The 24,269-nt window shown below is 62.1% G+C and carries 23 protein-coding genes; 10 read left to right on the top strand and 13 right to left on the bottom strand.

Annotated features, from left to right (window positions below; genetic code table 11):
* Positions 1–4 precede the first annotated feature (4 nt).
* The 3 genes from ACSSU5_RS25385 to ACSSU5_RS25375 form a co-directional block, all read right to left on the bottom strand.
* Positions 5–1,210, bottom strand: a complete 1,206-nt coding sequence (locus ACSSU5_RS25385) for an MFS transporter (RefSeq protein WP_264313085.1) — start codon at positions 1,208–1,210, stop codon at positions 5–7.
* Positions 1,211–1,296: 86 nt separating this feature from the next.
* Positions 1,297–1,830: a cytochrome b gene (locus ACSSU5_RS25380; RefSeq protein WP_264313086.1), complete on the bottom strand. Its 534-nt coding sequence runs from the start codon at positions 1,828–1,830 to the stop codon at positions 1,297–1,299.
* The gene (locus ACSSU5_RS25375; RefSeq protein ID WP_492561367.1) at positions 1,827–2,879 is read right to left on the bottom strand and encodes a catalase family peroxidase; all 1,053 of its coding nucleotides are present in this window, start codon (positions 2,877–2,879) and stop codon (positions 1,827–1,829) included. The genes ACSSU5_RS25380 and ACSSU5_RS25375 overlap by 4 nt, the downstream gene beginning before the upstream one ends.
* Before the next feature lie 124 nt (positions 2,880–3,003).
* On the opposite strand from ACSSU5_RS25375, the gene ACSSU5_RS25370 reads away from it, so the two are divergent.
* The 3 genes from ACSSU5_RS25370 to ACSSU5_RS25360 are packed head-to-tail and all read left to right on the top strand — an operon-like array spanning position 3,004 to position 4,666.
* Positions 3,004–3,525 (top strand): sigma-70 family RNA polymerase sigma factor, encoded by a 522-nt coding sequence (locus ACSSU5_RS25370; RefSeq protein WP_492560176.1) that lies wholly within the window; start codon positions 3,004–3,006, stop codon positions 3,523–3,525.
* On the top strand, positions 3,522–4,274 hold the full coding sequence (locus ACSSU5_RS25365; RefSeq protein ID WP_264313088.1) for an anti-sigma factor family protein: 753 nt from the start codon (positions 3,522–3,524) through the stop codon (positions 4,272–4,274). Before ACSSU5_RS25370 ends, ACSSU5_RS25365 begins: the two co-directional genes overlap by 4 nt.
* Positions 4,275–4,318: 44 nt before the next feature.
* The gene (locus ACSSU5_RS25360; RefSeq protein ID WP_492560175.1) at positions 4,319–4,666 is read left to right on the top strand and encodes an ASCH domain-containing protein; all 348 of its coding nucleotides are present in this window, start codon (positions 4,319–4,321) and stop codon (positions 4,664–4,666) included.
* Positions 4,667–4,707: 41 nt separating this feature from the next.
* Here ACSSU5_RS25360 and ACSSU5_RS25355 read toward each other — a convergent pair whose 3' ends face one another.
* Complete coding sequence (locus ACSSU5_RS25355; RefSeq protein WP_492561366.1) at positions 4,708–5,583, bottom strand: RHS repeat-associated core domain-containing protein; 876 nt, start codon at positions 5,581–5,583, stop codon at positions 4,708–4,710.
* A gap of 310 nt (positions 5,584–5,893) precedes the next feature.
* Positions 5,894–6,706, bottom strand: coding sequence for an exodeoxyribonuclease III (gene xthA, locus ACSSU5_RS25350; RefSeq protein WP_492560174.1), 813 nt, complete (start codon positions 6,704–6,706; stop codon positions 5,894–5,896).
* A gap of 161 nt (positions 6,707–6,867) precedes the next feature.
* Between xthA and ACSSU5_RS25345 the strand changes: the two genes are divergently transcribed.
* The 3 genes from ACSSU5_RS25345 to ACSSU5_RS25335 are packed head-to-tail and all read left to right on the top strand — an operon-like array spanning position 6,868 to position 12,983.
* Entirely contained in the window at positions 6,868–7,518 is a 651-nt protein-coding gene (locus ACSSU5_RS25345; RefSeq protein ID WP_264313091.1) for a GNAT family N-acetyltransferase, read from the top strand.
* 51 nt (positions 7,519–7,569) lie between these two features.
* Positions 7,570–9,312 (top strand): autotransporter assembly complex protein TamA, encoded by a 1,743-nt coding sequence (locus ACSSU5_RS25340; RefSeq protein ID WP_264313920.1) that lies wholly within the window; start codon positions 7,570–7,572, stop codon positions 9,310–9,312.
* A complete protein-coding gene (locus tag ACSSU5_RS25335; protein WP_492560173.1) occupies positions 9,309–12,983 on the top strand; it encodes a translocation/assembly module TamB domain-containing protein in 3,675 nt (1,224 codons plus the stop codon). The genes ACSSU5_RS25340 and ACSSU5_RS25335 overlap by 4 nt, the downstream gene beginning before the upstream one ends.
* Positions 12,984–12,992: 9 nt before the next feature.
* Here the strand turns inward: ACSSU5_RS25335 and ACSSU5_RS25330 are convergent, their stop codons facing one another.
* The 4 genes from ACSSU5_RS25330 to ACSSU5_RS25315 all read right to left on the bottom strand — a co-directional run bounded on the left by ACSSU5_RS25330 (position 12,993) and on the right by ACSSU5_RS25315 (position 15,461).
* Positions 12,993–13,553, bottom strand: coding sequence for a DUF2589 domain-containing protein (locus tag ACSSU5_RS25330; RefSeq protein ID WP_264313093.1), 561 nt, complete (start codon positions 13,551–13,553; stop codon positions 12,993–12,995).
* Between the two features lie 60 nt (positions 13,554–13,613).
* Positions 13,614–14,312 carry a DUF2589 domain-containing protein gene (locus ACSSU5_RS25325; protein ID WP_492560172.1) on the bottom strand — a complete coding sequence of 233 codons (699 nt, stop codon included), beginning with the start codon at positions 14,310–14,312 and terminating at the stop codon, positions 13,614–13,616.
* A 57-nt stretch (positions 14,313–14,369) separates the two neighbouring features.
* On the bottom strand, positions 14,370–14,750 hold the full coding sequence (locus ACSSU5_RS25320) for a Mor transcription activator family protein (protein WP_264313095.1): 381 nt from the start codon (positions 14,748–14,750) through the stop codon (positions 14,370–14,372).
* Between the two features lie 252 nt (positions 14,751–15,002).
* Positions 15,003–15,461 (bottom strand): hypothetical protein, encoded by a 459-nt coding sequence (locus ACSSU5_RS25315; RefSeq protein ID WP_492560171.1) that lies wholly within the window; start codon positions 15,459–15,461, stop codon positions 15,003–15,005.
* Positions 15,462–15,611: 150 nt separating this feature from the next.
* Here ACSSU5_RS25315 and ACSSU5_RS25310 point away from each other — a divergent pair, with 150 nt between their 5' ends.
* Positions 15,612–15,800 (top strand): hypothetical protein, encoded by a 189-nt coding sequence (locus ACSSU5_RS25310; RefSeq protein WP_264313097.1) that lies wholly within the window; start codon positions 15,612–15,614, stop codon positions 15,798–15,800.
* A gap of 36 nt (positions 15,801–15,836) precedes the next feature.
* On the opposite strand, the gene ACSSU5_RS25305 is transcribed toward ACSSU5_RS25310, so the two are convergent.
* Positions 15,837–16,211 carry a fe2+ zn2+ uptake regulation protein gene (locus tag ACSSU5_RS25305; protein WP_264313098.1) on the bottom strand — a complete coding sequence of 125 codons (375 nt, stop codon included), beginning with the start codon at positions 16,209–16,211 and terminating at the stop codon, positions 15,837–15,839.
* A 196-nt stretch (positions 16,212–16,407) separates the two neighbouring features.
* On the opposite strand from ACSSU5_RS25305, the gene pvdQ reads away from it, so the two are divergent.
* Positions 16,408–18,717 (top strand): bifunctional acylase PvdQ, encoded by a 2,310-nt coding sequence (pvdQ, locus tag ACSSU5_RS25300; protein WP_492560170.1) that lies wholly within the window; start codon positions 16,408–16,410, stop codon positions 18,715–18,717.
* 41 nt (positions 18,718–18,758) lie between these two features.
* Here pvdQ and lpxH read toward each other — a convergent pair whose 3' ends face one another.
* Positions 18,759–19,481, bottom strand: a complete 723-nt coding sequence (gene lpxH, locus ACSSU5_RS25295) for a UDP-2,3-diacylglucosamine diphosphatase (protein WP_264313100.1) — start codon at positions 19,479–19,481, stop codon at positions 18,759–18,761.
* Entirely contained in the window at positions 19,478–19,981 is a 504-nt protein-coding gene (locus ACSSU5_RS25290) for a peptidylprolyl isomerase (RefSeq protein ID WP_264313101.1), read from the bottom strand. The genes lpxH and ACSSU5_RS25290 overlap by 4 nt, the downstream gene beginning before the upstream one ends.
* 250 nt (positions 19,982–20,231) lie before the next feature.
* Here ACSSU5_RS25290 and ACSSU5_RS25285 point away from each other — a divergent pair, with 250 nt between their 5' ends.
* Positions 20,232–21,935 (top strand): glutamine--tRNA ligase/YqeY domain fusion protein, encoded by a 1,704-nt coding sequence (locus ACSSU5_RS25285; protein ID WP_492560169.1) that lies wholly within the window; start codon positions 20,232–20,234, stop codon positions 21,933–21,935.
* 9 nt (positions 21,936–21,944) lie between these two features.
* Positions 21,945–23,327, top strand: a complete 1,383-nt coding sequence (gene cysS / locus ACSSU5_RS25280; RefSeq protein WP_264313103.1) for a cysteine--tRNA ligase — start codon at positions 21,945–21,947, stop codon at positions 23,325–23,327.
* Positions 23,328–23,373: 46 nt separating this feature from the next.
* Here the strand turns inward: cysS and ACSSU5_RS25275 are convergent, their stop codons facing one another.
* Positions 23,374–24,261 (bottom strand): EamA family transporter, encoded by an 888-nt coding sequence (locus ACSSU5_RS25275; RefSeq protein WP_492560168.1) that lies wholly within the window; start codon positions 24,259–24,261, stop codon positions 23,374–23,376.
* Positions 24,262–24,269: the final 8 nt, after the last annotated feature.

Genomic DNA, 24,269 nt, shown 5'->3' with positions numbered 1-24,269 from the left:
CTTATCAGGCGCGTGGCTCGCGTGGCATTGGCCATAGCCCTACCAGCAGCAACAGCGCCGCCACTGCCAGGAACGGCAAGCGCGGATCAAGGGCATACACCAGGGTGCCGGCCAGTGGCCCGATCACCGCGCCCATGCCCTGAGCGGCGCCGATCGAGCCGGCTGTGGCGCCTTGTTCCGAGGCGTGCATGGCATTGGCCGCCAGCGCCGAAAAGGCCGGGAAGACAAAGCCCATGCCGGCGGCGGCGACGAAAAAACAGCCCCACAGCCAGGGCGCCGTGGTCGCCAGCGCGCCGCAGGCAAAGCCCACTGCCGAAACACTGGCGCCTACCCGGATCATCTTCAACGGCGGCCACTCCAGTTGGCGCAGCAGGACCTGCGCCAGCATCAGTGCCACACCCACCGTGGTCAGGGCGATACCGGCGGCCTGGGCGGCTTCGGTCGGGCCCAGATGCAGGCGGTCAAGGGCGAAGAAGCCGACGATAATCTGTGACACCGTCACACTGAGCATGGCACTGAAGGCCACCAGCAAAGGCCGGCGCAGCCGTGGGTCGTTCAGTCGCACCGGGCTGGGCGCATGGCTGCGGGCCAGTGCCTGCGGCTTAAGTGTGAACAGCAGCACGAAGAACGCGCACACTGGCAGCAGCGACATGATGTGGAACGGCAGGCTCAGGCTATGCCGTGCCAGCAGTGCAGCCAGTGCCGGCCCAAGCACCAGGCCGACCGCATTCGCCGCCCCCAGCGAGGCCATGGCCCGCGCCCGGCGCTGTGGTTCGACATGGTCGGCGATCAGTGCGTTGCAGGCCACCGGGATAGCGGCGTAGAAGGCCCCGATGCAACCGCGCGCGAGCATCAGGCCGATGAAGGCCAGGGTTGCGCCTGGCAGCCAGCGCAGCGCGCCTTCGACGAACAGGCACAACAGCCAGTAGGCGAGGGTGAAACCTGCGCTGCCGAGCAGCAGCACGCGCCGGCGTCCTAACCGGTCGGCCGCGCGGCCCCACGGGCGAGCCAGCAGCACCCAGACCACGCCCGCCACGGTCACGGCGGCGCCGGCCTGCCAGGTGGCCATGCCGAGTTGTCGGGCGATCGGGCCGATCAGCGCGACGAAGGCCATCATCGACATGGTGCAGGCCATGTTGGCCAGCAGCAGTGGGCGTAAGTCCAGGGTGCTTGCAGGAACGAGAGTGGCAGAATCCTTTGCGACGTTCATAGGGCAGTCCAGAGAGGTTCAGCGATAAGTACGCTGATCTTAATAAGAATAATTATTGAATGTCGAACTCCCTGGGCTGCCATGACTCAGTTGCTGCGACGCAGGGGGCCAGGCCACATGCTACGCAAGACGCCGTCGCGGCGCACCAGGGCATGCATCAGCGCTGCGCCCAGGTGCAGCACAATCGTCGCGAAAAGCAGGTAGCCTGCCCAGCCGTGGGCTTGGCGTAGCACGGCATACAGCTGCAGGTCATGCGGGGTGATGGCAGGTAGCTGCAGGGGCCGTGGATAGCCGCCAGCCGACAGCATGGCCCAGCCCAACAGTGGCATGGCCAGCATCAGACCATAGAGCAGCGCATGCGAGGCCCCGGCGGCGAACCGTTGCAGCGGTGGCAGGTCGCGTGGCAAGGGTGGGTGGGGCAGGGCCAGGCGCAGGCCGATACGCACAACCACCAGCACCAGCAAAGCCAGGCCCGTTGCCTTGTGCAGGCTGATCAGCACGGGGTGGCGCAGTGATAAGTCACTGACCATGCTCACACCGATGAACAGCATGGCAAGGATCAACACGGCCATCAGCCAGTGCAATAAGCGGGCGAGGGGGTGGAAGGCTTCGGGTTTCATGGGCGGGCTCCAGTGCCGAGCGATTCACGGCTGCGACGGTTGAACGATTCCGAATACGCGGCCGACCGTGCGGCAAGAATCGGGTCGGCGGACGCTTCGATGCCGTGGGGCAGGATCAGCGGGTCGAAGTTAAGGTCGCGGCAAGCGCCTTGCTCAGGCGCGTCGACCTGTTCGAGCACGAGGGTGCCGGCATCCACGCTGGGCCGTTGCGCAGGCCAGGGGCTGGCCGGGTTGTCCACGGCATCGCCAGGCTCGGCCAGGACCAGGCGCAGGGTCCAGCGCAGCGGCCCTTGGGCAAGGCGCTGTTGCAGGTCATGCTGCAAGAACTGTTTGTCGTCCACTTGCCCAGGCAGCGCGGTAAAAGGGCTTTGCGGCTCCAGTTGCCAGCGTACCGGCTGGGCCGCCCCGGCGGCGTCGATCAGGCGAAAGGCATTGATGCTGTGGTACTGGGTGCTGGCGAAGCTGTTGCTTGGCTTGTAGCTCGCAGCCCACTGGCGGAACGCCGCACTTTCGGGGTGGGCGGCAAAGAAGGCCTGCTGCCTGGCCGGGTCCGGCTTGCCGGTGGCTGGGTCCGGTGTGCTGGCCAGGACTTGTTCGTAGAACGCTTGGGGGGTACTTACCGCCAGCACCGGCGGGTTGTTCATGCCGGTACGCCAGACCTGCCCGTCGTCGGTGGTTAGCTGAAGCGCCAGGCTGCGCACCGGGATTGCCGTGTCGGGTGCGAACGGGTTGGCGCCACCGATGGCGAAACGGCCGATCACGGGCACCCGTGCCTGGCTGAAAACCCGCGCCGTGGACAGGCTGGCGGCCTGCCCGCTGGCCTGGAAGTAGCCGCTGACGCACAGGCCTTTGGCGTGGTTTTTGCGGTAGCCCGGGTAGTGCCCTGCTTGGGCCTCGAAGGTGTCGATGATGCGCTTTGGCGTCAGGGCAGGTGCGCCGATCCAGCCTGCGGCATAGGCAAAACCTGCGCCTGCGGCCAGCATGACAGCGCCGATGGCCGCCAGGCGCAGCGCCTTGGCGGGGCCGTGCAAAGGTGAGTTCATGGTCAGCGTCCAGTTCTGTGAAGGTGCCGGTACGACGGCGCAGGGGAAAACTTATTCCCTCGGCGGGAATAGATTTTGTTGCCGGGCGTCTGCCTCATACACTGACAACCCCAGAGGCCGGGACATTGCCATGCACGATCTGGACGAACACCAGTGGCGCGAGCTGCTAGCGCGTCTGCGCCGCTTTGCCTTGTGGTTGACGCGTGAACCGGGCAGCGCCGACGACCTGGTGCAAGCCACTGTCGAGCGGGCTTTGAGCCGTCATGGCCAGCAACGTGAGGCTGAGGCGCTGCGCGCCTGGTTGTTCACCATCCTTTACCGGTTGTTTCTTGACGGCAAGCGCCGCGACCGCCTGCATGCCCGTTGGCTCTCCTGGTTCGGCCGTGCCGAGGTGGAAAGCGAGCCGGTTGGCGGCAACATTGAGGATATCGTCCTGGCCCAGGCCGACCTGCGTGCCTTCGCCCGGCTGTCGGCGGAGCAGCGTGCCTTGCTGCTGCTGGTGAGCATCGAAGGTTTGAGCTACAAGGAGGCCGCCCAGGCCTTGGGCATCCCCATTGGTACTGTGATGTCGCGCCTGTCGCGCGCCCGCAGTGCCTTGCGCGAACTGACCGAGGGCAACCCCCAACCCCCGGCCTTGCGGAGACTGAAATGACGCGCCTGATCCCCAGTGAAGACGAGCTGCATGCCTATATCGATGAGCGTCTAGCGCCTGCTCGCCGGGCTGAGGTCAAGGCCTGGCTGGCGGCCAACCCGCAGGAAGCGGCAAGGGTCGAGGGCTGGCGCAGCGATGCTCGGCGGCTGCGCGCGGCATTGGCCGGCCTGGGTGAGCAGCCGGGCGCCATGCACCTGGATCTGGGCCAATTAAAGCAGCGGCTGCGCCAGCGCCGTCAACGGCGCTGGGCGTCGGCGGCGGTTTTAGTGCTGGCACTTGGCGTTGGCGGTGTGGGCGGTTGGCAGGCACGCGAGGCCCTGTTGGCCAGCGTGGACCTGCCCATGGCCGACGCCGTCCAGGCTCATCGGTTGTTTGCCGGTAGTGAGGCTTTGGACATCCAGGCCAGCGACCCGACCCAATTGCGTGATTGGCTGGGGCGTCACTTCAACCGGGTGGGACAGTTGCCGGACCTGGCGGGGTATGGCTTCAGGCCGGTGGGCGCGCGGTTGCTCAGCAACGAGCAAGGGCCGGCGGCGCTCTTGGTGTTTCAGGATGGCAAGGGGGAACGTATCAGCCTGTTTTTGCGCTCGCCCGGTGAGCGTTATGAACGCATGCCGGATGGGCAGCGGGTGGATGGCCAACTGGAGGCGCGGTACTGGTCGCATGGGGCGTACAACTTTGCGTTGGTCAGTGCGGCGGACGATGCGCGTGGGGCGGGGGTAGGGGAGGCGTTGCGGTTGGGGTTGTAATGACCCATAACTGTAAGCGTCCGGCGAATTCTAAGGAGGAAGTCATGAAAGCTTTATCAATTGTCCGACCTAATGGTAGTCGGATTGCTTCAGGTGAGAAAACCCTTGAAGTACGTCGCTGGTATGCAAACCTCGACCCTACGGAAGATCTGCTAATTGTTGAGAACGGGCGGTTCCTGCATGTTGATGGTGAAGAAGATGCCGATGGCACCTCTGTGGCGATAGTACGTGTCAAAGCTATTCGGCCATTCGTATTCGCGGACATGCAAGCCGCCTGTGCAAGCCGCTTTGAAGAAGGCTGGTTGGCGTGGGAATTAGACGACGTGCGACCGATCGAAAGCGCTTTACCTACCCGCGCTGCCCGAGGCATTTACGAGGTAGATTTCCCCTGAACGACGGGTGGTGACCATCAACATCGCGCTGGAATGTTCGATCAAACCCTAGACTGTCTCTTGAGTTGATTGATGCGAGCCATATTTATCCGTTCGATGGTATGGCTAGGAGAGTTGAGTTCGAGTAGCTCAACACCAGTCGGCATGCCAACGGTGGTGCTTGGGTTGTTGAACCTGAAAAAAATTTCCTTATCGCTTGGCACGTTGGTATGGCTGGCCATATGGCTTAGTACGTCTCTGCCGATGCGGTCATTGGAATCAAACATAAAGTCGAGCGGAACACCAGCTTCGTTAACAGTCGTGCCTGAGTCTGTGCTTGAACTTGAGTCGCGACGCGACCATGTCTGTAAAGGGGCTGTGGCGGTTGACGCATTCGATCCTACTGAGGAGCGCCGTTGCATTGAGGTTTCATGAGGGTTGCGTTCTCTATTAAGAGGCGACCTGGATCTGGAGCGCGAAGATGCATTTGAGTTTAGGCTTTCGCTTGATGAAACTGTGGAGGACGCAGTCGATCCGCGACGCCGATTAAGAGGTGCGTTACCGATTAATTGAATACCCGCAGGTTGCCGCCCTCGAGCATTGTGGATAATTCCACTTTGCCACCTGTACATGTGCCCAGAGGGGTCGGTTCTATTTATAGGGTCGCCACCGCAATAGGCATAAGCGTTGCACCCACCATTACCAAATGGGCTCCAGCTATCAGGTGAACAGAAACGGTTGAGGTGGGGGGAGTAGAGTCTGTAGCCATTACCGAGAATATAATGGCCTGTCACAATGGATCGGCGTTGCCCATTGAATCCAAGAAGTTGACGAGCTTCAGGTTCAGGGGAATGTCCATACGGCGTATACGTGACAGCGACAGGCTCCTCCTCGAACGTGCGTAGGATGGAATTATACGGGTCGGCAATCAGTGGCATCGCTTGGCTACTTACCTCATTTTTAAGCGCTTGCGCTAAGGGAATGTCTTGGTGCCGTAGGAAGGTGTGAGTGGTAGTGTCGCTTATCTCAAGAACGAGATAGCCGTTTTGATAAAAAAATAGCCCTGGCGGGTTGTTGGAACTCATGATGAATTCAAGGTTGGCCACTGTTGGGGGCATATTGCTAGGGCGGGCCTGAGGGCGCAACTGGTAATTATGATAGGTGATCTATTAAGCGTGAAGTGTACAAGCATCAGGGGCTCCAGAGCATCTAAAGCACCGACAAAGCCAGTGCTCTGGATGCTATAAATCAGCTCAGTTCCAACCAGATCGGCGCATGGTCGGAAGGCTTTTCCATGCCGCGCAATTCATAGTCCACACCCGCCGCCTTGATCCGTGGCACCAAGTGCTGCGAAGCCATGATCAGGTCGATGCGCAGGCCGCGCTTGGGCTCATCCTCAAAACCGCGGCTGCGGTAATCGAACCAGCTGAAGCGGTCGGCCACTTCCGGGTGCAGGTGGCGGAAGCTGTCGACCAAGCCCCAGCCTTTAAGGCGCTCCAGCCACTCACGCTCTTCGGGCAGGAAGCTGCATTTACCGGTCTTGAGCCAGCGCTTGGCGTTGTCCGGGCCGATGCCGATGTCGCAGTCCTGGGGCGAGATATTCATGTCGCCCATCACCAGCACCGGTTGGTCGTTGCGGAACTGGCTTTCGAGCAGGGCCTGCAGGTCGCTGTAGAAGCGCTGCTTGGCTGGGAACTTGGTGGGGTGGTCGCGGCTTTCACCCTGGGGGAAGTAGCCGTTCATGATGGTGATCGGGTTGCCATTGTCATCGGCGAAGGTACCCCAGATGAAGCGGCGCTGAGCGTCTTCCTCATCGGTGGCGAAGCCCTTGTGCAGGCTGAGCGGGGGCTGGCGCGACAGCAGTGCGACGCCGTAGTGACCTTTCTGGCCGTGGTAGTGCACGTGATAACCCAGTGCCTGGACATCGGCCAGTGGGAACTGATCGTCGCTGACCTTGGTTTCCTGCAGGCCGATCACGTCAGGCTGGTGCTTGTCGATCAGTGCCGCCAGCTGATGCGGGCGGGCCCGCAGGCCGTTGATGTTGAAACAGACGATCTTCATGGAAAGACAATCCCGGTAAAAGCCGCGATGCTAGCCGACATCGCGCGTCATCACCAGCGTGGCGGGTTCGGGGGGCTGCTGCTAACGTGCTGTAGGGGTGAACGATGCCCGGTCGAGCCTATCCAAGGCACTGTAAGCCCATTCCAGGAGGACTGCCCGCAATGCCCGACACCACTGCCACCCCGGCCCGTATCTGCCAGCTCGACGATGGTTATAGCCGGGAGGCGCGTTCGCTGCTGTACAACGCCTACCGCCACGAGCCTACCTTCGCTTACATTTTCGAGGCGCAGCGCCCAGGTTACGAGCGCCGCCTGCGCGTCATGGTGCGTGAATGGGTACGCCAGCATTTCTATTTGCAACTGCCGGCCATTGGCCTGCTGGTGGATGACCGCCTGATCGCCCTGGCGCTGATCGTACCGCCGCTGCGCAGGCTGGGGGTGGCCGACAGCTGGGCCTGGCGTTTGCGCATGATGCTGGGTACCGGCCTGCGCTGCACGCGGCGCTACATGGACTATCAGGCGGCATTGGCCAGCTGCCTGCCTACGGACCAGGTGCACGTATTGCCGCTGCTGGGCGTGCATCCGCAATTTCAGGGGCGCCATTACGGCGAGCAATTGTTACAAGCTGTACATGACTGGTGCGCCGAAGACCCCAGTACCCAGGGCGTGGTACTGGACACCGGCAATGAGCACTACCTGGCGTTCTACCAGCGCCAGGGCTATGAAGAAATTGGCGAGGTCGCTGTAGGGCCAGTCCGAGAAAGGGTGTTCTTCCATCCCAACCCGGTCTCTTCAAATTCCGCTTTTGCCTGACAGGCCGCCAGACGGCTCCCTTGAGCGCCCGGCTCTGGTAGCATGCGCCGTATGACGTATTCAGGAAGATTGACCTGGGGCCTGGTTTTCTGGGTCGCCAGTTTTACAGCATGGGGCCAGAGCGAGTTGCTGGTGAAGGTAAAACCGGCCAACAAGGCGCTCAAGGCCAATGTCGAAGGCTATATCGGCAACCTTGGCGACCGTGACGAAGAAGCGCTGCTGCGTTTCAGTCGCGGGGCCGAGGAGCAGGCGCGCAAAGCCGCGCAGGCACTTGGCTATTATCAGGCCCAGATCGACACCGAGGTCAAGCCGCCGACAAAGGCCGACCAAGCCCCGCAATTGATAATCCAGATCGCCCCGGGCGAGCCTGTAAGGCTGCGCAACGTGACGGTACGCATCGAAGGCCCCGCCAGTGAAATGAAGGCGTTTCGAGTGCCTGACAGCAAGGCGTTGCGCGCTGGCGAGCAGCTCAACCACGGGCTTTACGAAGACGCCAAGCGGCTGATCCAGAACCAGGCCTCGCGCTATGGCTTCTTCGCCGGCCGCTTCAGCCGCCAGCGCCTGGCGGTCGACCCCCAGGCCGGTGTGGCCGACATCGAGCTGGTTTACCAGAGCGGCCCTCGCTACCGCCTCGGCGCAGTCAGGTTCGGCGGTGATACCCCACTGGATGAAGACCTGCTGCAGCGCATGGTCTCGTTCAAACCGGGCACACCCTATGACTCCGAACTGATCGCCGAGCTCAACAACGACCTGCAATCGAGTGGCTACTTCGAAGGCGTGCGGGTAGATGCCGCGCCGACCGCCGCTGTGGGCGAGGACATTCCGGTGGATGTCCGCCTGGAAACCCGAAAACCACGCACCATGGGGCTGGGCCTGGGCTTCTCGACCGACGTCGGCCCCCGCGGCAAGGCCAACTGGACGCGGCACTGGGTCAACCCACAAGGCCACAGCTATGGTTGGGAAACCGAGCTGTCGGCACCCCGGCAGAACGTTGGTCTGTGGTATGACGTGCCGCTCGACCCGCCGTTGACCGACAAACTGCGCTTTGCCGGGGGTTATCAGAACGAAGAGCTTGCGGGTACCGACACCCTCAGCAAGCTGCTCACCGTAGGGCCTGAATGGCACAGCAAGTTGCCCAGTGGCTGGCAGCGGGTCATCTCGCTCAAGTACCAGCGTGAAGAGTATCGCCTGGGCGATGACTCGGGGCTGAGCAATCTGCTGTTGCCGGGCGTCAGCTTTTCGTACCTGCGCAGCGACAACCGCATCGATCCGCACAATGGCTACCGCCTGCAGTTCGATACCCAGGTGGCCAAGGAAGGGCTGGTGTCCGACACCAACCTGCTGCATGCCAACGTGCTGCTCAAAGGCCTGACCACGCTCGGCCACAACCATCGCTTCCTCGGCCGGGTGCAGTTTGGCGGCAGTGCCACCAACGGTTACAAGCACAACATTCCGCCTTCGCTGCGCTTTTTCGCCGGTGGTGACCAGAGCGTGCGTGGCTACGACTACCAGACCCTGTCGCCGAAAAACAGCGATGGCGACCGCATCGGTGGGCGCTACCTGGTGGCTGGCAGCGTCGAGTATCAATATTCACTGACTGAAAAGTGGCGAGTGGCAACCTTCGTCGATCAAGGTAATTCGTTCAACACGCTTGAACTGCCCAGCCTCAAAACTGGCGTGGGTATTGGCGTGCGTTGGGTTTCACCGGTCGGGCCGCTGCGCCTGGACCTGGCCAAGGCACTCGATGACGAGGGCGGTATTCGCCTGCACTTCTCCATGGGGCCTGAGCTGTGACACGTGTGTTCAAATTCATACTGCTGGGCGTGCTCGGCGTGGTGGTGGCCGCAGGCCTTGTGCTGGGTGTGCTGGTGGGGACCGAACGCGGTAGCCGCTGGGCGTTGGCAAGGGTGCCGGGGTTGGAGGTCGCCGATTTCCAGGGGCGCCTGGCGGGCAGTTGGCAAGCCAGCCGGCTGAGCTGGGTCGAGGGCGGCAACCGGGTAGAGGTGCAGGCCCCGCTGTTGACGTGGTCCCCCGGCTGCCTGCTGCGCGCCACCTTGTGCATCGAGCAGTTGCATTCGCAACGCATCGACATGGCCTTTGCGCCGAGTGATGCGCCTGCCGACAGCGGCCCGCTGCAACTGCCGGCCCTGCGTTTGCCGGTTGCCATCGAGCTGGGCGAGGTCAAGATCGGCCAGCTGCGCCTGGACGGCAGCGACTTGCTCGGTGACTTGCAACTGGCAGCCCACTGGACCCGAACGGGGATGCGTATCGACCACCTGCAGCTGCAACGCGATGACCTGCGTCTGGACCTGCAAGGTGACCTGCAGCCTGAAGGTGACTGGCCAGTGCAATTGCAGGGGCAGGTTCAACTGCCTTCGGTGGAGGGTAAAAGCTGGCAGCTGGCAGTGACAGTGCAAGGCGAGTTGCAGAAAACCCTAAAGCTCGAAGGCACCACCTCGGGGTATCTCGATGCCAAGCTCAACGGTGAGCTGCAGCCATTGGCCGAGCACTTGCCGGCAACGCTGCAGATCCGTTCCGAGGCGTTCAAGCCGACCGCTTCGCTGCCCGATACCCTGCAGTTCAACCAGCTTGAGCTCAACGCCAAAGGCGATTTGCTCAAAGGCTATAAATTGTCGGGCTCGGCCAGCTTACCCGCTGAACAGTCGCCGATTGCCTTGGCGCTGACCGGGTGGGTCGATAGCAAGGGGGCCAAGGTCGATGCTCTTGACCTTAACGCCAGCGATAGCCAGCGGCTAAAGCTGCAGGCCAGCGCCGATTGGCAACAAGGCCTGAGCGCCGATGCCCAGCTTGAATGGCTGGATTTCCCGTGGCTGTGTCTGTACCCGCTGGAAACCCCGCCTGACGTCACGCTCAAGCGTTTCAATGCCCAGGTTCACTACCGCGATGGTAATTACCAAGGCACCTTCAATGGCGCTCTGGACGGCCCGGCGGGTGCTTTCACGCTGGCCAGCCCATTCGAAGGTGATCTGACCCAGGTGAAGCTGCCGCAGCTGGCGCTCACCGCAGGGCAAGGCAAGGCCGCCGGCAGTGTTGCCGTGCGCTTTGCTGACACGCTGGCGTGGGATGTCGATGTGCAACTCTCGGCGCTCGACCCTGCGTACTGGCTTGCCGAGTTGCCCGGTACACTGGCCGGACCACTGCGCAGCAAAGGTGAAATGAAAGGCGATGAGCTCAAACTCGATGCCCAGCTCGACCTGAAAGGCCGCCTGCGCGGTCAGCCCGCGGTGCTCAAGGTCGAAGCCCAAGGGGCAGGGGAGAGCTGGACCTTGGGTGCCTTGGCGATCCAGTTGGGTGACAACCGCATCAACGGCAGTGGCAGCCTGCAACAGCGGCTGGCCGGACGCGTGGATCTCGATCTGCCGCGCCTTGGGCAGCTTTGGCCCAGGCTACAAGGTCAGGTCAAGGGCCGGCTGGACGTGACCGGGACCTTGAAAGCGCCACAAGGCACGCTGACCCTGCAGGGCCAGCAGCTGGCGCAGGCCGAAAACCGTATTCAGCGGCTGGACCTCGACGCGCGCCTTGATAACGCCCAGCGTGGCGTGATCGACCTCAAGGCCAGTGGCATACACCTCGGTGACACGGCGCTGGGTACCTTGCAGGCCAATGGCAAAGGCGACATTCGCCAGCAGGCCCTGACCCTGGCACTCGACGGCCCGCAGCTCAAGCTGGACCTTGGCCTGGACGGCCAGTTGAACAAGGGCGACTGGCGGGGTCGTCTGGCCAGTGGGCGCATCCAGGCCGGTGGCCAGGACTGGCAGTTGCAGGCACCAGCACGCTTGCAGCGGTTGGCCAGCGGCACGCTGGATTTTGGCGCCCATTGCTGGCGCTCTGGTCAGGCCAGCCTGTGCGGTGAAGACCAGCGCCTGGCACCTGATCCGCGCCTGCGCTACCACCTCAAGCAGTTCCCCCTGGACAGCCTAGCCCAGTGGCTGCCAAAGGACTTTGCCTGGCAAGGCCTGCTGAACGCTGACGTCAACCTGGACATCCCGGCCAGTGGCCCCAAGGGCAGCATCCTCGTAGACGCCAGTGGCGGCACCCTGCGGGTGCGTGACAAGGGGCGCTGGATCGACTTCCCCTATCAGACCTTGCGCCTGGACAGCACGTTGGCGCCACGACGTATCGACGCCCGCCTGGATTTTCGCGGCGAGCGCCTGGGTGAACTGAGTTTGAACACCCACCTCGACCCATTGGGCAAAAACAAGCCGCTGTCGGGGGATTTCCGCCTGGCGGGCCTGGACCTGTCGGTCGCCCGCCCGTTCGTGCCCATGGTCGAGCGCCTGGCCGGGCAGTTGAATGGCAGCGGTCGTTTGTCGGGTACCTTGCTTGCACCACAGGTCAACGGCAACCTGGTGCTGAGCCATGGCGAAGTCAGTGGCGCCGAGTTGCCGGTAAGCCTGGAAGACCTGTCGTTGCAGGCATCGATCGCGGGTGAGCAGGTTCAGCTCAATGGCGGTTGGCGCAGTGGCGAAGCGGGGCGCGGCCAGTTGACCGGCAATCTGACCTGGGGCCAGGCCCTGGGCATGGACCTGCGTTTGCAAGGGCAGCAACTACCGGTGACGGTGGAGCCTTACGCCACGCTGGAGGTTGCCCCCGACCTGACCCTGCGCCTGATTGATGACAAGCTGGCGATAACCGGCAAGGTACAGGTGCCAAAAGGCAAGATCACGGTACGTGAGCTGCCGCCATCGACTGTGAAGGTTTCCGATGACACGGTGATCGTCGGCCATCAGACCGAAGAGGGTAACCCCCCCATGGCAATGGCCATGGACATCGATGTCGAAGTCGGGCGTGACAAGCTGTCATTCAGTGGCTTTGGCCTCACGGCCAACCTGCTCGGTCACGTGCACATCGGCGACAACCTCGATACCCGGGGTGAGCTCAGCCTGGCTGACGGCCGTTACCGCGCTTACGGGCAGCGCCTGACTATTCGCCGGGCGCGGCTGCTGTTCGCCGGCCCGCTCGATCAGCCGTACCTGGACATCGAGGCGATTCGCAAAGTAGATGACGTAATTGCCGGTATTCGCTTGAGCGGCAGTGCTGAGCAGCCCACCACAAAGGTGTTTTCCGAACCTGCCATGAGCCAGGAGCAGGCCCTGTCGTACCTGGTGCTGGGGCGCCCCTTGGGCACGACGGGTGAAGACAACAACATGCTTGCCGAGGCAGCGTTGGGCTTGGGGCTGGCAGGTAGTGCCGGCATCACCGGGAGCCTGGCATCGAGCCTGGGTATCGACGACTTCCAGCTGGATACCGAAGGCTCAGGCAATACCACCAGTGTGGTTGCCAGCGGCAACCTGACCGAGAAGCTGAGCTTGCGTTACGGGGTGGGGGTGTTCGAACCGGCCAACACCATCGCGTTGCGCTACAAGTTGAGCCGCATGGTGTACCTGGAGGCGGCCAGCGGGTTGGCAAGCTCGCTGGATATCTTCTACAAACGGGACTTCTGACCGCCGCGGTCAACGGACCGTGGCAGCCTCGATGAATTCATTGGTATCGGGCGTGGGCGGGGGCGTGAATTTGGGCATGCGCACCGGTGTGATCAGGCTGGTGTATTCCTCGATCAGCCTGTTGAGCGCTTCAGGCGGCTCGCTGGCCTGGAACTGCATGCGGATCTGCACCTCGTCAGGGTCTCGACTATCGCCCTGACGGCCCTGGCCGCCAATGGTCACCTTGAAGCTGGCGGCGTTGTTCTCACTGGCGGTCAGCAACGCCTGTTGCGCCTCGGTCCCTTTGACCCTAACCGACAGGTCCACCTGCATGCGCTCCAGCGCCAGGCCCTTGGGTGACACCAGTGCAAACAAGGGCACGCGCATGATGTGCTGCTCATCCATGGCCACCTCGACCATCTTGGCTTTCATCGGGGCGCCCAGTGCGTCGGTATCACAGTCGAAGAATTGATCGAACAGGTTGATGTACTGTTGCGCAATCAGGCTGTTGGTGGCGCTCGCGGCTTCTTGCAGGCCGCGCGTGATCTCGCGCAAATCGATCGATGTCATGGGGGCGAGGGACTTTTCCAATCATCAGGCTCCTGGGTCCAGGTGGTGCCCCCTGCTGCAAGGGGGCGATTGTTACCGACATCAGTTCGCAGGAGGGGTGGCGGGCTTCGCCTTGCTGCCACCTTCTTTTTGGCTGACAGGTTCCGGGTTGCTGCTTTTGGCCGGGGCGTTCAGGGTATCGGCCTGTGAGATTTTGTCCGTGCTATCGAGCGTCGCGCTCTTGACGATGGTGGGTTTGGTGGCGGCATCGGTGAGGAAATCGATGACCCTCATCATCGCTTCGGGCGGGTCTTGGCGCTTCAGGGTCGTGTTGAATGCGTAGCGGGCGCGGGTATCGGTCTTGCGGGTCTGCGTGGACTTGTGGCTGATGCTGCCCTTGACGTTCAGTTTGAACGGCCCCCACCCAAGAGACCCACCGGCCTCGGCGGCCATGCTCTTGTCGGTTACATCTTCCGACATCTGATTGATGGTCAGTTCGAACTCGACATGGCCTTCCTCGATGGCGATGTTCGGGTGGGTAATCGCCGCCACCAGCGGTACTTTCATCGTCTTGCTGACGACACCTTGGTATTCGCCCTGTTCGTCAACGATGGTTTCGTCATAGTCGAACTGGATGGCGACGGCCTTGCCTTCCTGGACGCAGACTTGCATCAGGAAGTCGGCATAGGACTTGCTGGCGGTGACCTGCGCCTGCACCATGGCTTGCAGGGGGCCTGCGATCATGCGGTCCATCGGCAAGGCATTGACGACGGATCCGATGAGGCTGTTGTCTATGGGCATAGCTGGATTCTCTTTTTAGGGGGCGGTGGGCGTCAGTGGCGACCACAATGCTCATGGCTAGCGAACGCAAGGTTCCTGGCGGCGGATATTGCCGATCTGGCGCAGGCTAAGGCCGTATTTGTCGGCCAACAGGCTGCGCGACAAACCATCGGCGCTTTCTTTTTGGATTTGCAGGTTGCGCAGCTGGCGCGTGAAGTGGTCGGCCTTGGGGATTTCCAGGGCCACGCCGGCGAAGCGCTTGATCAGCGCGTCGAGCGCTTCGGCTGGCAGCACATCGGCAAGCTTGGTGCGCTCGCGGTGCTTGGGGATGTATTTGGGCCTGCCGCCATAGGCGCAGGTCAGTTGAAAAGCATTGTCGATACCGATGCACTCGATCAGCGCTTGCAGTGAGTGCGGCAACTGGCTGACATCTATGCAGGTGAGGTCTGGTAACTCCATGCGACGCTCCTTCGTTCGGGGTTGCGATGCGGGACGCGATCACCAGCGGCGTTATGTCGAAGGTGTGACTGGATTCTCAGGTAGAGCCAAGGCGCGTCGCTAGGCGGCATATAAGCTGGGGGTTGTAGCCTCGGTGAACAGGGTTTGCAGGCAGTGATTTAGCTTGCTGTAGGACATCGCTTCATCTTTTCGCTACAGGTGTTGATTTCCCGTTGGCGTGGTACCTGACATGGCTGCTGGGGGCTATAACCCTCAGTCACACGGGTAGCTGCTCAGCAGGCTGGCGCTTTTCAAGTAGGCCCGGGGGGTTGTGGTCATGCCCTGGGGCAGGGCACGCCAGTCGACCAGCAGGCACAGCGCACTGAACGCGTGCTCGCCGCGCTTTCCTACAATGCGATCAGAAAAGTTTCGGCGATAAAGTGCTCGTGTCTGCTGCACGGAGTACACCTGATCGGCCTGCGCCAACGTCTGGCGGGCCAGGCCCGGCAACTGCGATGCTGGCAAGGTGAAGTGAACCTGGCTGGCATGAGGGTGCAGATAGCCGGCTTCGCGAACGCTGTGCCAGAGTTGTTGCCATTGGCTGGAGCCAGCGCTGGCGGCCAGCTCGCTGCCTAGTTCGAGCAGCTGTTCGGCAGGCGTCTGGCGAGTGTCCAGCGCATAAAGAGGGAAGGAAGTCAGAGCAAAGGATGCGAACAGCATGGATTTGTACATGGTGCCTCCGGCACGGGCGATGAGGGCCCAATGCTTTCAGGCGGACGGCACCACGCTAAGCAGGAAATGCAGCGCCGGTGCGGGTGGGCGTTGTATCATGGCCGCCGCTCGTTGCGAGCCATTTGCCCCTGATGTTGCAAGGAACTATCAATGACACACGTGCAGCGCCTCAAATATTCACTTCTGATCATCCTGGTGGTACTGGGCCTCATGCTGGGCCTGTCCCACCTGCAAAAGCAGGGCACGATCAGTGAGCAGACCTTCCAGTTGGTGGCGATCGCCATTGCCGTGGTCGTGGTTGTGATCAATGGCATTCTGCGGCGCAAGGTCAAACCCTGACCTGTGCGGGCCGGCCAGGTGTGGCCGGCCATACGCTCAGCGTGGCGAGGCTTGGTCCAGCACCGCGCGGGCCTGGGGGTTGAGGCTGTAGCATTTGTCGCTGCCCAGGTTGATGACGCCTTCGGCACACAGCCGCTTGAGTACTTCGCGCACGCTCAGAAATGACAGCGGAATATCCAGTTGCTCCAGCTGTGCATGCACGCCGCGCACGCCAATGCTGCGGCCATTGCGGTCTGCCGCGTGCAAGGCATCGATCACCTTGAGGCGAATGAGGCTGGTGCGCAGGCCAAAGGTGCGCAACAGCTCGCGAATGTGTTCGTTCCCGACACGCTCGTCGGCGAAAGCGTCCTGTCCTTTGGGCGCCTTGCCTGGGATGTGCCCAGCCTGCATTGAGGGTTGCGGGTTGTACATGTGAATGCTCCTTTTCGTGGACTACCCGAAATGTGGTTGCCTCACTTACTAGGACGAATGAGAACGGAAAATCTGCAGCCCGCCCGAAAAAAAATTGCCTGCTCCTGTTTCAAGACGTTCTATCGCCTTGTAATACGTAAAATTTTCACGCAGCCATTCGTCTGATCGGGATGACCCCTGAATCCGAGGTGTGCCCGTGTTTTCGATTTCGCGTCCCATGACCCGTGCCAGCCTGGCCGCTGCCCTGGTCGCCTTCAGCATTGCCGCGCAAGCACAGCCTGCCAGCGCTGATGCCAGCGCACAGATTCGCCGTACCAGCTTTGGGGTGCCGCACATCGTGGCCAAGGATGAGCGCGGCCTGGGGTACGGCATCGGTTATGCCTACGCACAGGACAACGTGTGCCTGTTGGCCAACGAAGTGCTGACGGTGAACGGCGAGCGGTCGCGCTACTTCGGTGCCAAGGGTAAAACCATCGAGCAACGGGACAACCTTGCCAGCGACCTGTTTTTCACCTGGCTCAACACGCCGGCTGCCGTGGGTGCGTTTCTCCAGGCTCAACCGGCGCCAGTGCGTGATCTGCTGGAGGGCTATGCGGGTGGTTTCAACCGTGCCCTGGCCGAGCGCCGTAGCCAAGGTTTGCCTGCAGAGTGCGCAAAGGGGGACTGGGTGCGGCCGATCACTAGCCAGGACCTGGTCAAGCTGACCCGTCGTCTGCTGGCTGAAGGGGGTGTCGGTCAGTTCGTCGAGGCGCTGGCAGGGGCGCAGCCGCCCGCGCTGTCCAGTCAGCACGGGGCACCGGATTTTGCCTCGGCACTGGCCCGCCAGGCGCGCTTTGCATCGGAGCGAGGCAGCAACGCGGTGGCAGTCGGGTCGCAGCGCTCGGCCAACGGCCGTGGCCTGTTGCTGGCCAACCCGCACTTCCCCTGGATGGGCGGCATGCGCTTTTATCAAATGCAGCTGACCATACCGGGCCAATTGGATGTGATGGGGGCTGCATTACCGGGCCTGCCCGTGGTGAACATCGGCTTCAACCGGCATCTGGCCTGGACGCACACGGTTGATACGTCAAACCATTTCACGCTCTATCGCCTTGAGCTTGATCCAAAAGACCCGACCCGCTACTTGCTCGACGGCAAGTCGCTGCCGTTGTCGCGGCAGACTGTCAGCGTCACGGTCAAGGCAGAAGATGGCCCCTTGAGCCAGGTTGAACGCCAGGTCTACAGCTCGAAGTTCGGGCCAGTGGTGCAGTGGCCAGGGCGCCTGGACTGGGACGCACGGGCAGCTTACAGCTTGCGCGACGCCAACCTGGAGAACACGCGGGTGCTGCAGCAGTGGTATCGCATCAACCATGCCGACAGCCTGGACGCGCTGAAGGGCTCGGTGGAGCAGTTGCAAGGCATTCCCTGGGTCAACACGCTTGCTGTGGATGAAGGCGGCCGAGCGCTGTACCTCAATCAGTCGGTGGTCCCGTACGTCGATCAGCAACTGCTCAGTGCATGCAGCAACCCCAAGGCATCGGGGCGCCTGGTGGTATTGGATGGCTCGCGCAGCGCCTGCCAGTGGAAGGTCGATGCGCAAGCTGCGCAGCCCGGCATCTTCCCGGCGCGATTACTGCCGAGCCTGGAACGCAAGGACTTTGTACAGAATTCCAACGACCCCGCCTGGATGGCCAACCCCGCGCAGCCTTTGACCGGCTATTCGCCGCTGGTCAGCCGCAATGACCAGCCGCTGGGCATGCGTGGTCGTTTTGCCCTGCACCGCCTGCAAGGCACAGCCAAGCTGGGTATCGACGACCTGCAGCACATGGTCACGGATGATGAAGTCTACCTCGCCAGCCTGCTGTTGCCGGACCTGTTAGCGTGGTGCAAGGGGGCCGCAGCAGACCTGCAGCCCGTGTGTGCCAGCCTGGTCGCCTGGAACGGCAAAGCTGACCTGGACAGCGGCATCGGGCTGGTGCATTTCCAGAACATGTTCGAGGCCCTGGCGGCTCATCCTGAGAGCTGGCGGGTGGCATTCGACCCGGCTGACCCGCAGCATACGCCGCGCGGCCTGGCAGTTGAGCAGGCTGCGGTGCGCAAGCTGCTGCGCGAGGCGGCCTTGGCGTCGTTGCAGCAGGTGAGTGAAAGCGGGGTAGGGCGCGACAGCCAATGGGGGCAGGTGCAGCAAGCTATCGATGGCACGCCGGTGCCGGGTGGCCCGCAGGGGCTTGGGGTCTACAACGCGATTCACAGCGTGCCGCATGGGCCGGGCAAGCGCCTGGTGCTCAGTGGCACCAGCTACCTGCAACTGGTCAGCTTCACCGATCAGGGGCCTCAGGCCCGGGGGCTGCTGGCGTTTTCCCAGTCGAGCGAGGCGGGTTCGGCCCATGCCCATGACCAGACCAAGGCATTCTCGGCCAAGCAACTGGCAGTGATTCCGTTTACCGAGGCGCAGATAAAGGCGGACCCCGAGTATCGGGAGTATGTGATCAGTGAGCGGGACAAAGGGGCAGTGGCTCAGCATTAAAGGAATCTGGGGCTGCGAAGCGGCCCCAAATTTTCGGCTGTTCAGGAAAACTCGAACGGCGCCAGCTGAAAGCCCTGTTCGTCAACCTGCAAGGTCCAGCCCCGACGGTCCCAGTCCCCCAGCACGATGCGTCGTGCCGGTTGGCCGTCTACCACCAGCTTGTGAATCGCCGGCCGGTGGGTGTGGCCATGGACCAACGTCCTGACCCCGTGCGCCGCCATCACCTTTGGCACTTCCTCCGGTGTGACGTCGACGATCTCCGTGGCCTTCATGCGCGTTTGCGTGCGGCTTTCGCTGCGCAGCTTGCGCGCCAGTTTGTGCCTGGAGGACAGCGGCAGGTGCCGCAAAATCCACAGGCTCAATGGGTTGCGCAGGTAACGACGCAGCTTCATGTAGGCCAGGTCCCGCGTGCACAGTGTGTCACCGTGCATCAGCAGTACCTGCTCACCGCCCAGTTCGATCACGCTCGGGTCGGCCAGCAAGGTACAGCCGGCGGCCTCGCAGAAGTCCTGACCGATCAGGAAATCACGGTTGCCGTGCATCAGGTAGATCGCCGTACCGCTGTCGCTCAACTGGCGCATGGCCTGGCAAATCGATTGCTGGAACGGCGTCATGGCATCGTCGCCGATCCACGCCTCGAAGAAATCGCCAAGGATGTACAGCGCCTTGGCATGCCGCGCACGGCCATCGAGCAGATCAAGAAACGCCCGGGTGATATCCGGGCGTTCTTCTTGCAGGTGCAGATCAGAGATCAGCAATATCACCCAACGATCTCGGCTTTCTCGATGATCACGTCATCTTTCGGCACGTCCTGGTGGCCGGATTTGGAGCCGGTGGCAACGGCTTCGATCTTGTCGACGACGTCCTGGCCTTCGGTCACTTTACCGAATACGGCATAGCCCCAGCCCTGCACGTTCTTGCCGCTGTGGTTGAGGAAGTCGTTGTCGGAGGCGTTGATGAAGAACTGCGCCGAGGCGGAGTGCGGCTCCATGGTGCGGGCCATGGCGATGGTGTACTTGTCGTTTTTCAGGCCGTTGTCGGCTTCGTTCTGGATGCTGGCACGCTTGTCACGCTTTTCGTTCATGCCTGGCTCGAAACCGCCGCCCTGGATCATGAAGCCTTTGATCACACGGTGGAACACGGTGTTCGAGTAGTGGCCGGCTTCAACGTAGGCCAGGAAGTTGGCAACGGTCAGAGGGGCTTTTTCGGCGTCCAGTTGCAGGACGATGTCGCCGTGGTTGGTGCTCAGTTTGACTTTGGACATGCTGAAATTCGCTCTTTCAAGGCAATCAAAAATTAGGGTGCGCAGTGCGCGGGTTATCACCTGACGCAGGATCAGGCGATCGCGACACAATGGCGCGCACGGGCCATTTTGCCAGGCTGCGGCAAAAAAGCCGTGATAAATCGCGCCAGTTTGTCCGAGCCCGGCTGTCAGCAGCTTGACTGCTTCGGCTATGATAGGCCCTTTGATTCAATCGGCCTACCCAGGCCGGACACGTGCATTCAAGGATCCTATGAGCAAGCCCACTGCCGACAACGCGCCCAACGCCGCTGCCAAAGGCGCCCCCGCTGTCCCTGCGAACTTCCTGCGGCCGATCATCCAGGCCGACCTGGACTCGGGCAAGCACAGCAGCATCGTCACCCGTTTCCCGCCGGAGCCCAACGGTTACCTGCACATCGGTCACGCCAAGTCGATCTGCGTGAACTTTGGCCTGGCCAAGGAATTCGGTGGCGTCTGCCACCTGCGTTTCGACGATACCAACCCGGCCAAGGAAGACCAGGAGTACATCGACGCCATCCAGAGCGACGTCAAGTGGCTGGGCTTCGACTGGGCCGGCGACGTGCGCTACGCCTCCAATTACTTCGACCAGTTGCACGACTGGGCCGTCGAGCTGATCAAGCGTGGCAAGGCCTATGTCTGCGACCTGACCCCTGATCAAGCCAAGGAATACCGCGGCAACCTCAAGGAGCCGGGCAAGAACAGCCCGTTCCGCGAGCGCAGCGTCGAAGAAAACCTCGACCTGTTCGCCCGCATGAAGGCCGGCGAGTTCAAGGACGGTGAACGCGTACTGCGAGCCAAGATCGACATGGCGTCGCCGAACATGAACCTGCGCGACCCTATTCTTTACCGCATCCGCCATGCCCACCACCACCAGACCGGTGATAAGTGGTGCATCTACCCCAACTATGACTTTACCCACGGCCAGTCGGACGCCATCGAGGGCATCACCCACTCGATCTGCACCCTGGAGTTCGAAGGGCACCGTCCGCTGTACGACTGGTTCCTCGACAACCTGCCGGTACCGGCGCACCCGCGTCAGTACGAGTTCAGCCGCCTGAACCTGAACTACACCATCACCTCCAAGCGCAAGCTCAAGCAATTGGTCGACGAAAAGCACGTCGATGCCTGGGACGACCCGCGCATGTCGACCCTGTCGGGCTTCCGCCGTCGCGGTTATACGCCAGCGTCGATTCGCAACTTCTGCGAAATGATCGGCACCAACCGTTCTGACGGCGTGGTCGATATGTCGATGCTTGAATTCAGCATCCGTGACGACCTCGACCGCACTGCACCACGCGCCATGTGCGTGCTGCGCCCACTGAAAGTGGTCATCACCAACTACCCGGAAGGCCAGGTCGAGCAGCTCGAACTGCCGCGTCACCCTAAAGAAGACATGGGTGTGCGTGTGCTGCCGTTCGCGCGTGAGCTGTACATCGACCGCGACGACTTCATGGAAGAGCCGCCAAAGGGCTACAAGCGCCTGGAGCCGGCCGGTGAAGTGCGCCTGCGTGGCAGCTATGTCATCCGCGCTGATGAAGCCATCAAGGATGCCGACGGCAACATCGTCGAGCTGCGTTGCTCGTACGACCCGGACACCCTGGGCAAGAACCCGGAAGGCCGCAAGGTCAAGGGCGTGATCCACTGGGTGCCGGCCGCAAGCAGCGTCGAGTGCGAAGTGCGCCTGTACGACCGCCTGTTCCGCTCGGCGAACCCGGAAAAGACCGAAGACGGCGGCACCTTCCTGGACAACATCAACCCGGATTCGCTGCAAGTGCTGACCGGCTGCCGTGCCGAGCCGTCGCTGGGTCAGGCGCAGCCTGAAGACCGCTTCCAGTTCGAGCGCGAAGGTTACTTCTGCGCCGACCTCAAGGACAGCCAGCCGGGTCGCCCGGTGTTCAACCGCACCGTCACCCTGCGTGACTCCTGGGGCAGTTAAGGAACCGTCGTGCTTAACATCTACAACACCCTGAGCAAAACCAAGGAAGCCTTCAAGCCGCTCGATGGCAACAAGGTGCGCATGTACGTCTGCGGCATGACCGTGTACGACTACTGCCACCTTGGCCATGGTCGCAGCATGGTGGCCTTCGACCTGGTCACCCGTTGGCTGCGCAAGAGCGGCTATGAGCTGACCTACGTGCGCAACATCACCGACATCGACGACAAGATCATCAACCGGGCCAACGAGAACGGCGAGACCTTCGACGCGCTGACCGCCCGCATGATCGACGCGATGCACGAGGATGAGCGCCGCCTCAACATCCTGCCGCCGGACCAGGAGCCGCGTGCCACCGACCACATCGCCGGCATGCACGCGATGATCCAGACGCTGATCGACAAGGGCTACGCCTACGCGCCAGGTAACGGCGACGTGTACTACCGGGTAGGCAAGTTCGTCGGTTACGGCAAGCTGTCGCGCAAGAAGATCGAAGACCTGCGCATCGGTGCCCGCATCGAGGTCGACGAGGCCAAACAGGACCCGCTGGACTTCGTGCTGTGGAAAGGCGTCAAGCCGGGCGAGCCGAGCTGGGAGTCACCCTGGGGCCCCGGTCGTCCGGGCTGGCACATCGAGTGCTCGGTGATGTCCACCTGCTGCCTGGGTGAAAGCTTCGACATCCACGGTGGCGGTAGCGACCTGGAGTTCCCGCACCACGAGAACGAGATCGCCCAGAGCGAGGCCGCTACCGGCAAGCAGTACGCCAATGCCTGGATGCACTGCGGCATGATCCGTATCAACGGCGAGAAGATGTCCAAGTCGTTGAACAACTTCTTCACCATCCGCGATGTGCTGGAGAAGTACCACCCGGAGGTGGTGCGTTACCTGCTGGTGGCCAGCCACTACCGTAGCGCCATCAACTACTCCGAAGACAGCCTGCGCGATGCCAAGGGCGCTCTGGAGCGCTTCTACCACGCACTGCGCGGCCTGCCACGGGTGGCGGCCAAGGGTGGCGAAGCGTTTGTCGAGCGTTTCAGCGTGGCGATGAACGACGACTTCGGCACCCCGGAAGCCTGCGCCGTGCTGTTCGACCTGGTGCGCGAGATCAACCGCCTGCGCGACAGCGACCTGGAGGCTGCTGCTGGCCTGGCTGCGCGCCTGCGTGAGCTGGGGGATGTGCTGGGTGTGCTGCAACTGGAGGCCGATGACTTCCTGCGTGCGGGGGCGGAGGGCAAGGTCGATGCTGCTGAAGTCGAAGCCTTGATCCAGGCGCGCCTGCAGGCGCGTGCAGACAAGAACTGGGCGGAATCCGACCGTATCCGTGACCAACTGACCGCCCTGGGCGTGGTGCTGGAAGACAGCAAGGGCGCAACTACCTGGCGCTTGGCTGACTGATCAGTGAAGCGAGGGGGCTGCCAGGCAGCCCTTTCGCGACACACTGCTAAACAGCAGGCAGCGTTTTTCTCCCCAACACCGCTCGCCCTTTCTTCATGCCGACCGCCAGGGCCGACAAGATCAGGGCAATACACAGCCAGTCCCATCCGCTTGGCACCTCTTGGACGATCAACGCTGAGCTGACGATGCCGAATACCGGAATCAGCAGCGACAGCGGCGCCACCGTGGACACCGGATATTCGCGCAACAGGTAGTTCCATCCCCAATAGCAGAAATGCGTCGCGGCATACACCTGGAACGCCAGGGAAAAGACCACGACGGCATGCGTCTGCGATGCCAGTGCCACGAACGGCCTTGCGCCGTGCAGCCACCAGGTCAGCGAAAGCAAGGGTATCGGTGCAAAAAGGCTGGCCCATACGACGAAGGCAAAGATCGCCTTCACCTTTGACAGCTTGATGATGACGTTGCCGATGCTCCAGGCCAGCGCGCTGATCAAGACCAGCGTCAAACCTGTTGTCGTGGTTTTGCCGGGGCTTGCTGCCAGGATGCCAACCAAGCCGGCTGCCGCCAGCACGATGCCGATCAGCTGGGGGCCGGTAAGGGGTTCGCGAAACAGTAAACAGCCCCAGGCCAAGGTAAAGAACGCACTGAACTGAATCAGCAGCGAGGCGCTGCCGGGCGGCACGCCCATGGCAATCCCCAGATTGATCAAGGCCCACATGGCAACGCCAAAAATCAGGCCGTATGCAGCTATCCAGTAGACGGCAACCTTCGGGCGCTTCACGAAGAACACCCACGGCAATGCGCACAGCGCGAAGCGGATGCCGGTGAGCAGCAGGGGATCGACCTGGGCCAAACCCAGTTTGGTGATCGGGAAATTGATACCCCACAGGGCAGTAACCAGGACGGCAAGGATCAGGTGTTTTTTGTGCATGGCATGGC

Source organism: Pseudomonas sp. E1MeOHC2 (genome assembly GCF_058745025.1).
This window is presented reverse-complemented; position numbering and strand designations above follow the sequence as displayed.

What these genes read in the sequence shown, in the direction of transcription:
- ACSSU5_RS25385 (WP_264313085.1), bottom strand. Translation starts at nt 1,210, where the DNA reads ATGAACGTCGCAAAGGATTCTGCCACTCTCGTTCCTGCAAGCACCCTG.
- ACSSU5_RS25380 (WP_264313086.1), bottom strand. Translation starts at nt 1,830, where the DNA reads ATGAAACCCGAAGCCTTCCACCCCCTCGCCCGCTTATTGCACTGGCTG.
- ACSSU5_RS25370 (WP_492560176.1), top strand. Translation starts at nt 3,004, where the DNA reads ATGCACGATCTGGACGAACACCAGTGGCGCGAGCTGCTAGCGCGTCTG.
- ACSSU5_RS25365 (WP_264313088.1), top strand. Translation starts at nt 3,522, where the DNA reads ATGACGCGCCTGATCCCCAGTGAAGACGAGCTGCATGCCTATATCGAT.
- ACSSU5_RS25360 (WP_492560175.1), top strand. Translation starts at nt 4,319, where the DNA reads ATGAAAGCTTTATCAATTGTCCGACCTAATGGTAGTCGGATTGCTTCA.
- ACSSU5_RS25355 (WP_492561366.1), bottom strand. Translation starts at nt 5,583, where the DNA reads ATGCCACTGATTGCCGACCCGTATAATTCCATCCTACGCACGTTCGAG.
- xthA (WP_492560174.1), bottom strand. Translation starts at nt 6,706, where the DNA reads ATGAAGATCGTCTGTTTCAACATCAACGGCCTGCGGGCCCGCCCGCAT.
- ACSSU5_RS25345 (WP_264313091.1), top strand. Translation starts at nt 6,868, where the DNA reads ATGCCCGACACCACTGCCACCCCGGCCCGTATCTGCCAGCTCGACGAT.
- ACSSU5_RS25340 (WP_264313920.1), top strand. Translation starts at nt 7,570, where the DNA reads ATGACGTATTCAGGAAGATTGACCTGGGGCCTGGTTTTCTGGGTCGCC.
- ACSSU5_RS25325 (WP_492560172.1), bottom strand. Translation starts at nt 14,312, where the DNA reads ATGCCCATAGACAACAGCCTCATCGGATCCGTCGTCAATGCCTTGCCG.
- ACSSU5_RS25320 (WP_264313095.1), bottom strand. Translation starts at nt 14,750, where the DNA reads ATGGAGTTACCAGACCTCACCTGCATAGATGTCAGCCAGTTGCCGCAC.
- ACSSU5_RS25315 (WP_492560171.1), bottom strand. Translation starts at nt 15,461, where the DNA reads ATGTACAAATCCATGCTGTTCGCATCCTTTGCTCTGACTTCCTTCCCT.
- ACSSU5_RS25310 (WP_264313097.1), top strand. Translation starts at nt 15,612, where the DNA reads ATGACACACGTGCAGCGCCTCAAATATTCACTTCTGATCATCCTGGTG.
- ACSSU5_RS25305 (WP_264313098.1), bottom strand. Translation starts at nt 16,211, where the DNA reads ATGTACAACCCGCAACCCTCAATGCAGGCTGGGCACATCCCAGGCAAG.
- ACSSU5_RS25290 (WP_264313101.1), bottom strand. Translation starts at nt 19,981, where the DNA reads ATGTCCAAAGTCAAACTGAGCACCAACCACGGCGACATCGTCCTGCAA.
- ACSSU5_RS25285 (WP_492560169.1), top strand. Translation starts at nt 20,232, where the DNA reads ATGAGCAAGCCCACTGCCGACAACGCGCCCAACGCCGCTGCCAAAGGC.
- ACSSU5_RS25275 (WP_492560168.1), bottom strand. Translation starts at nt 24,261, where the DNA reads ATGCACAAAAAACACCTGATCCTTGCCGTCCTGGTTACTGCCCTGTGG.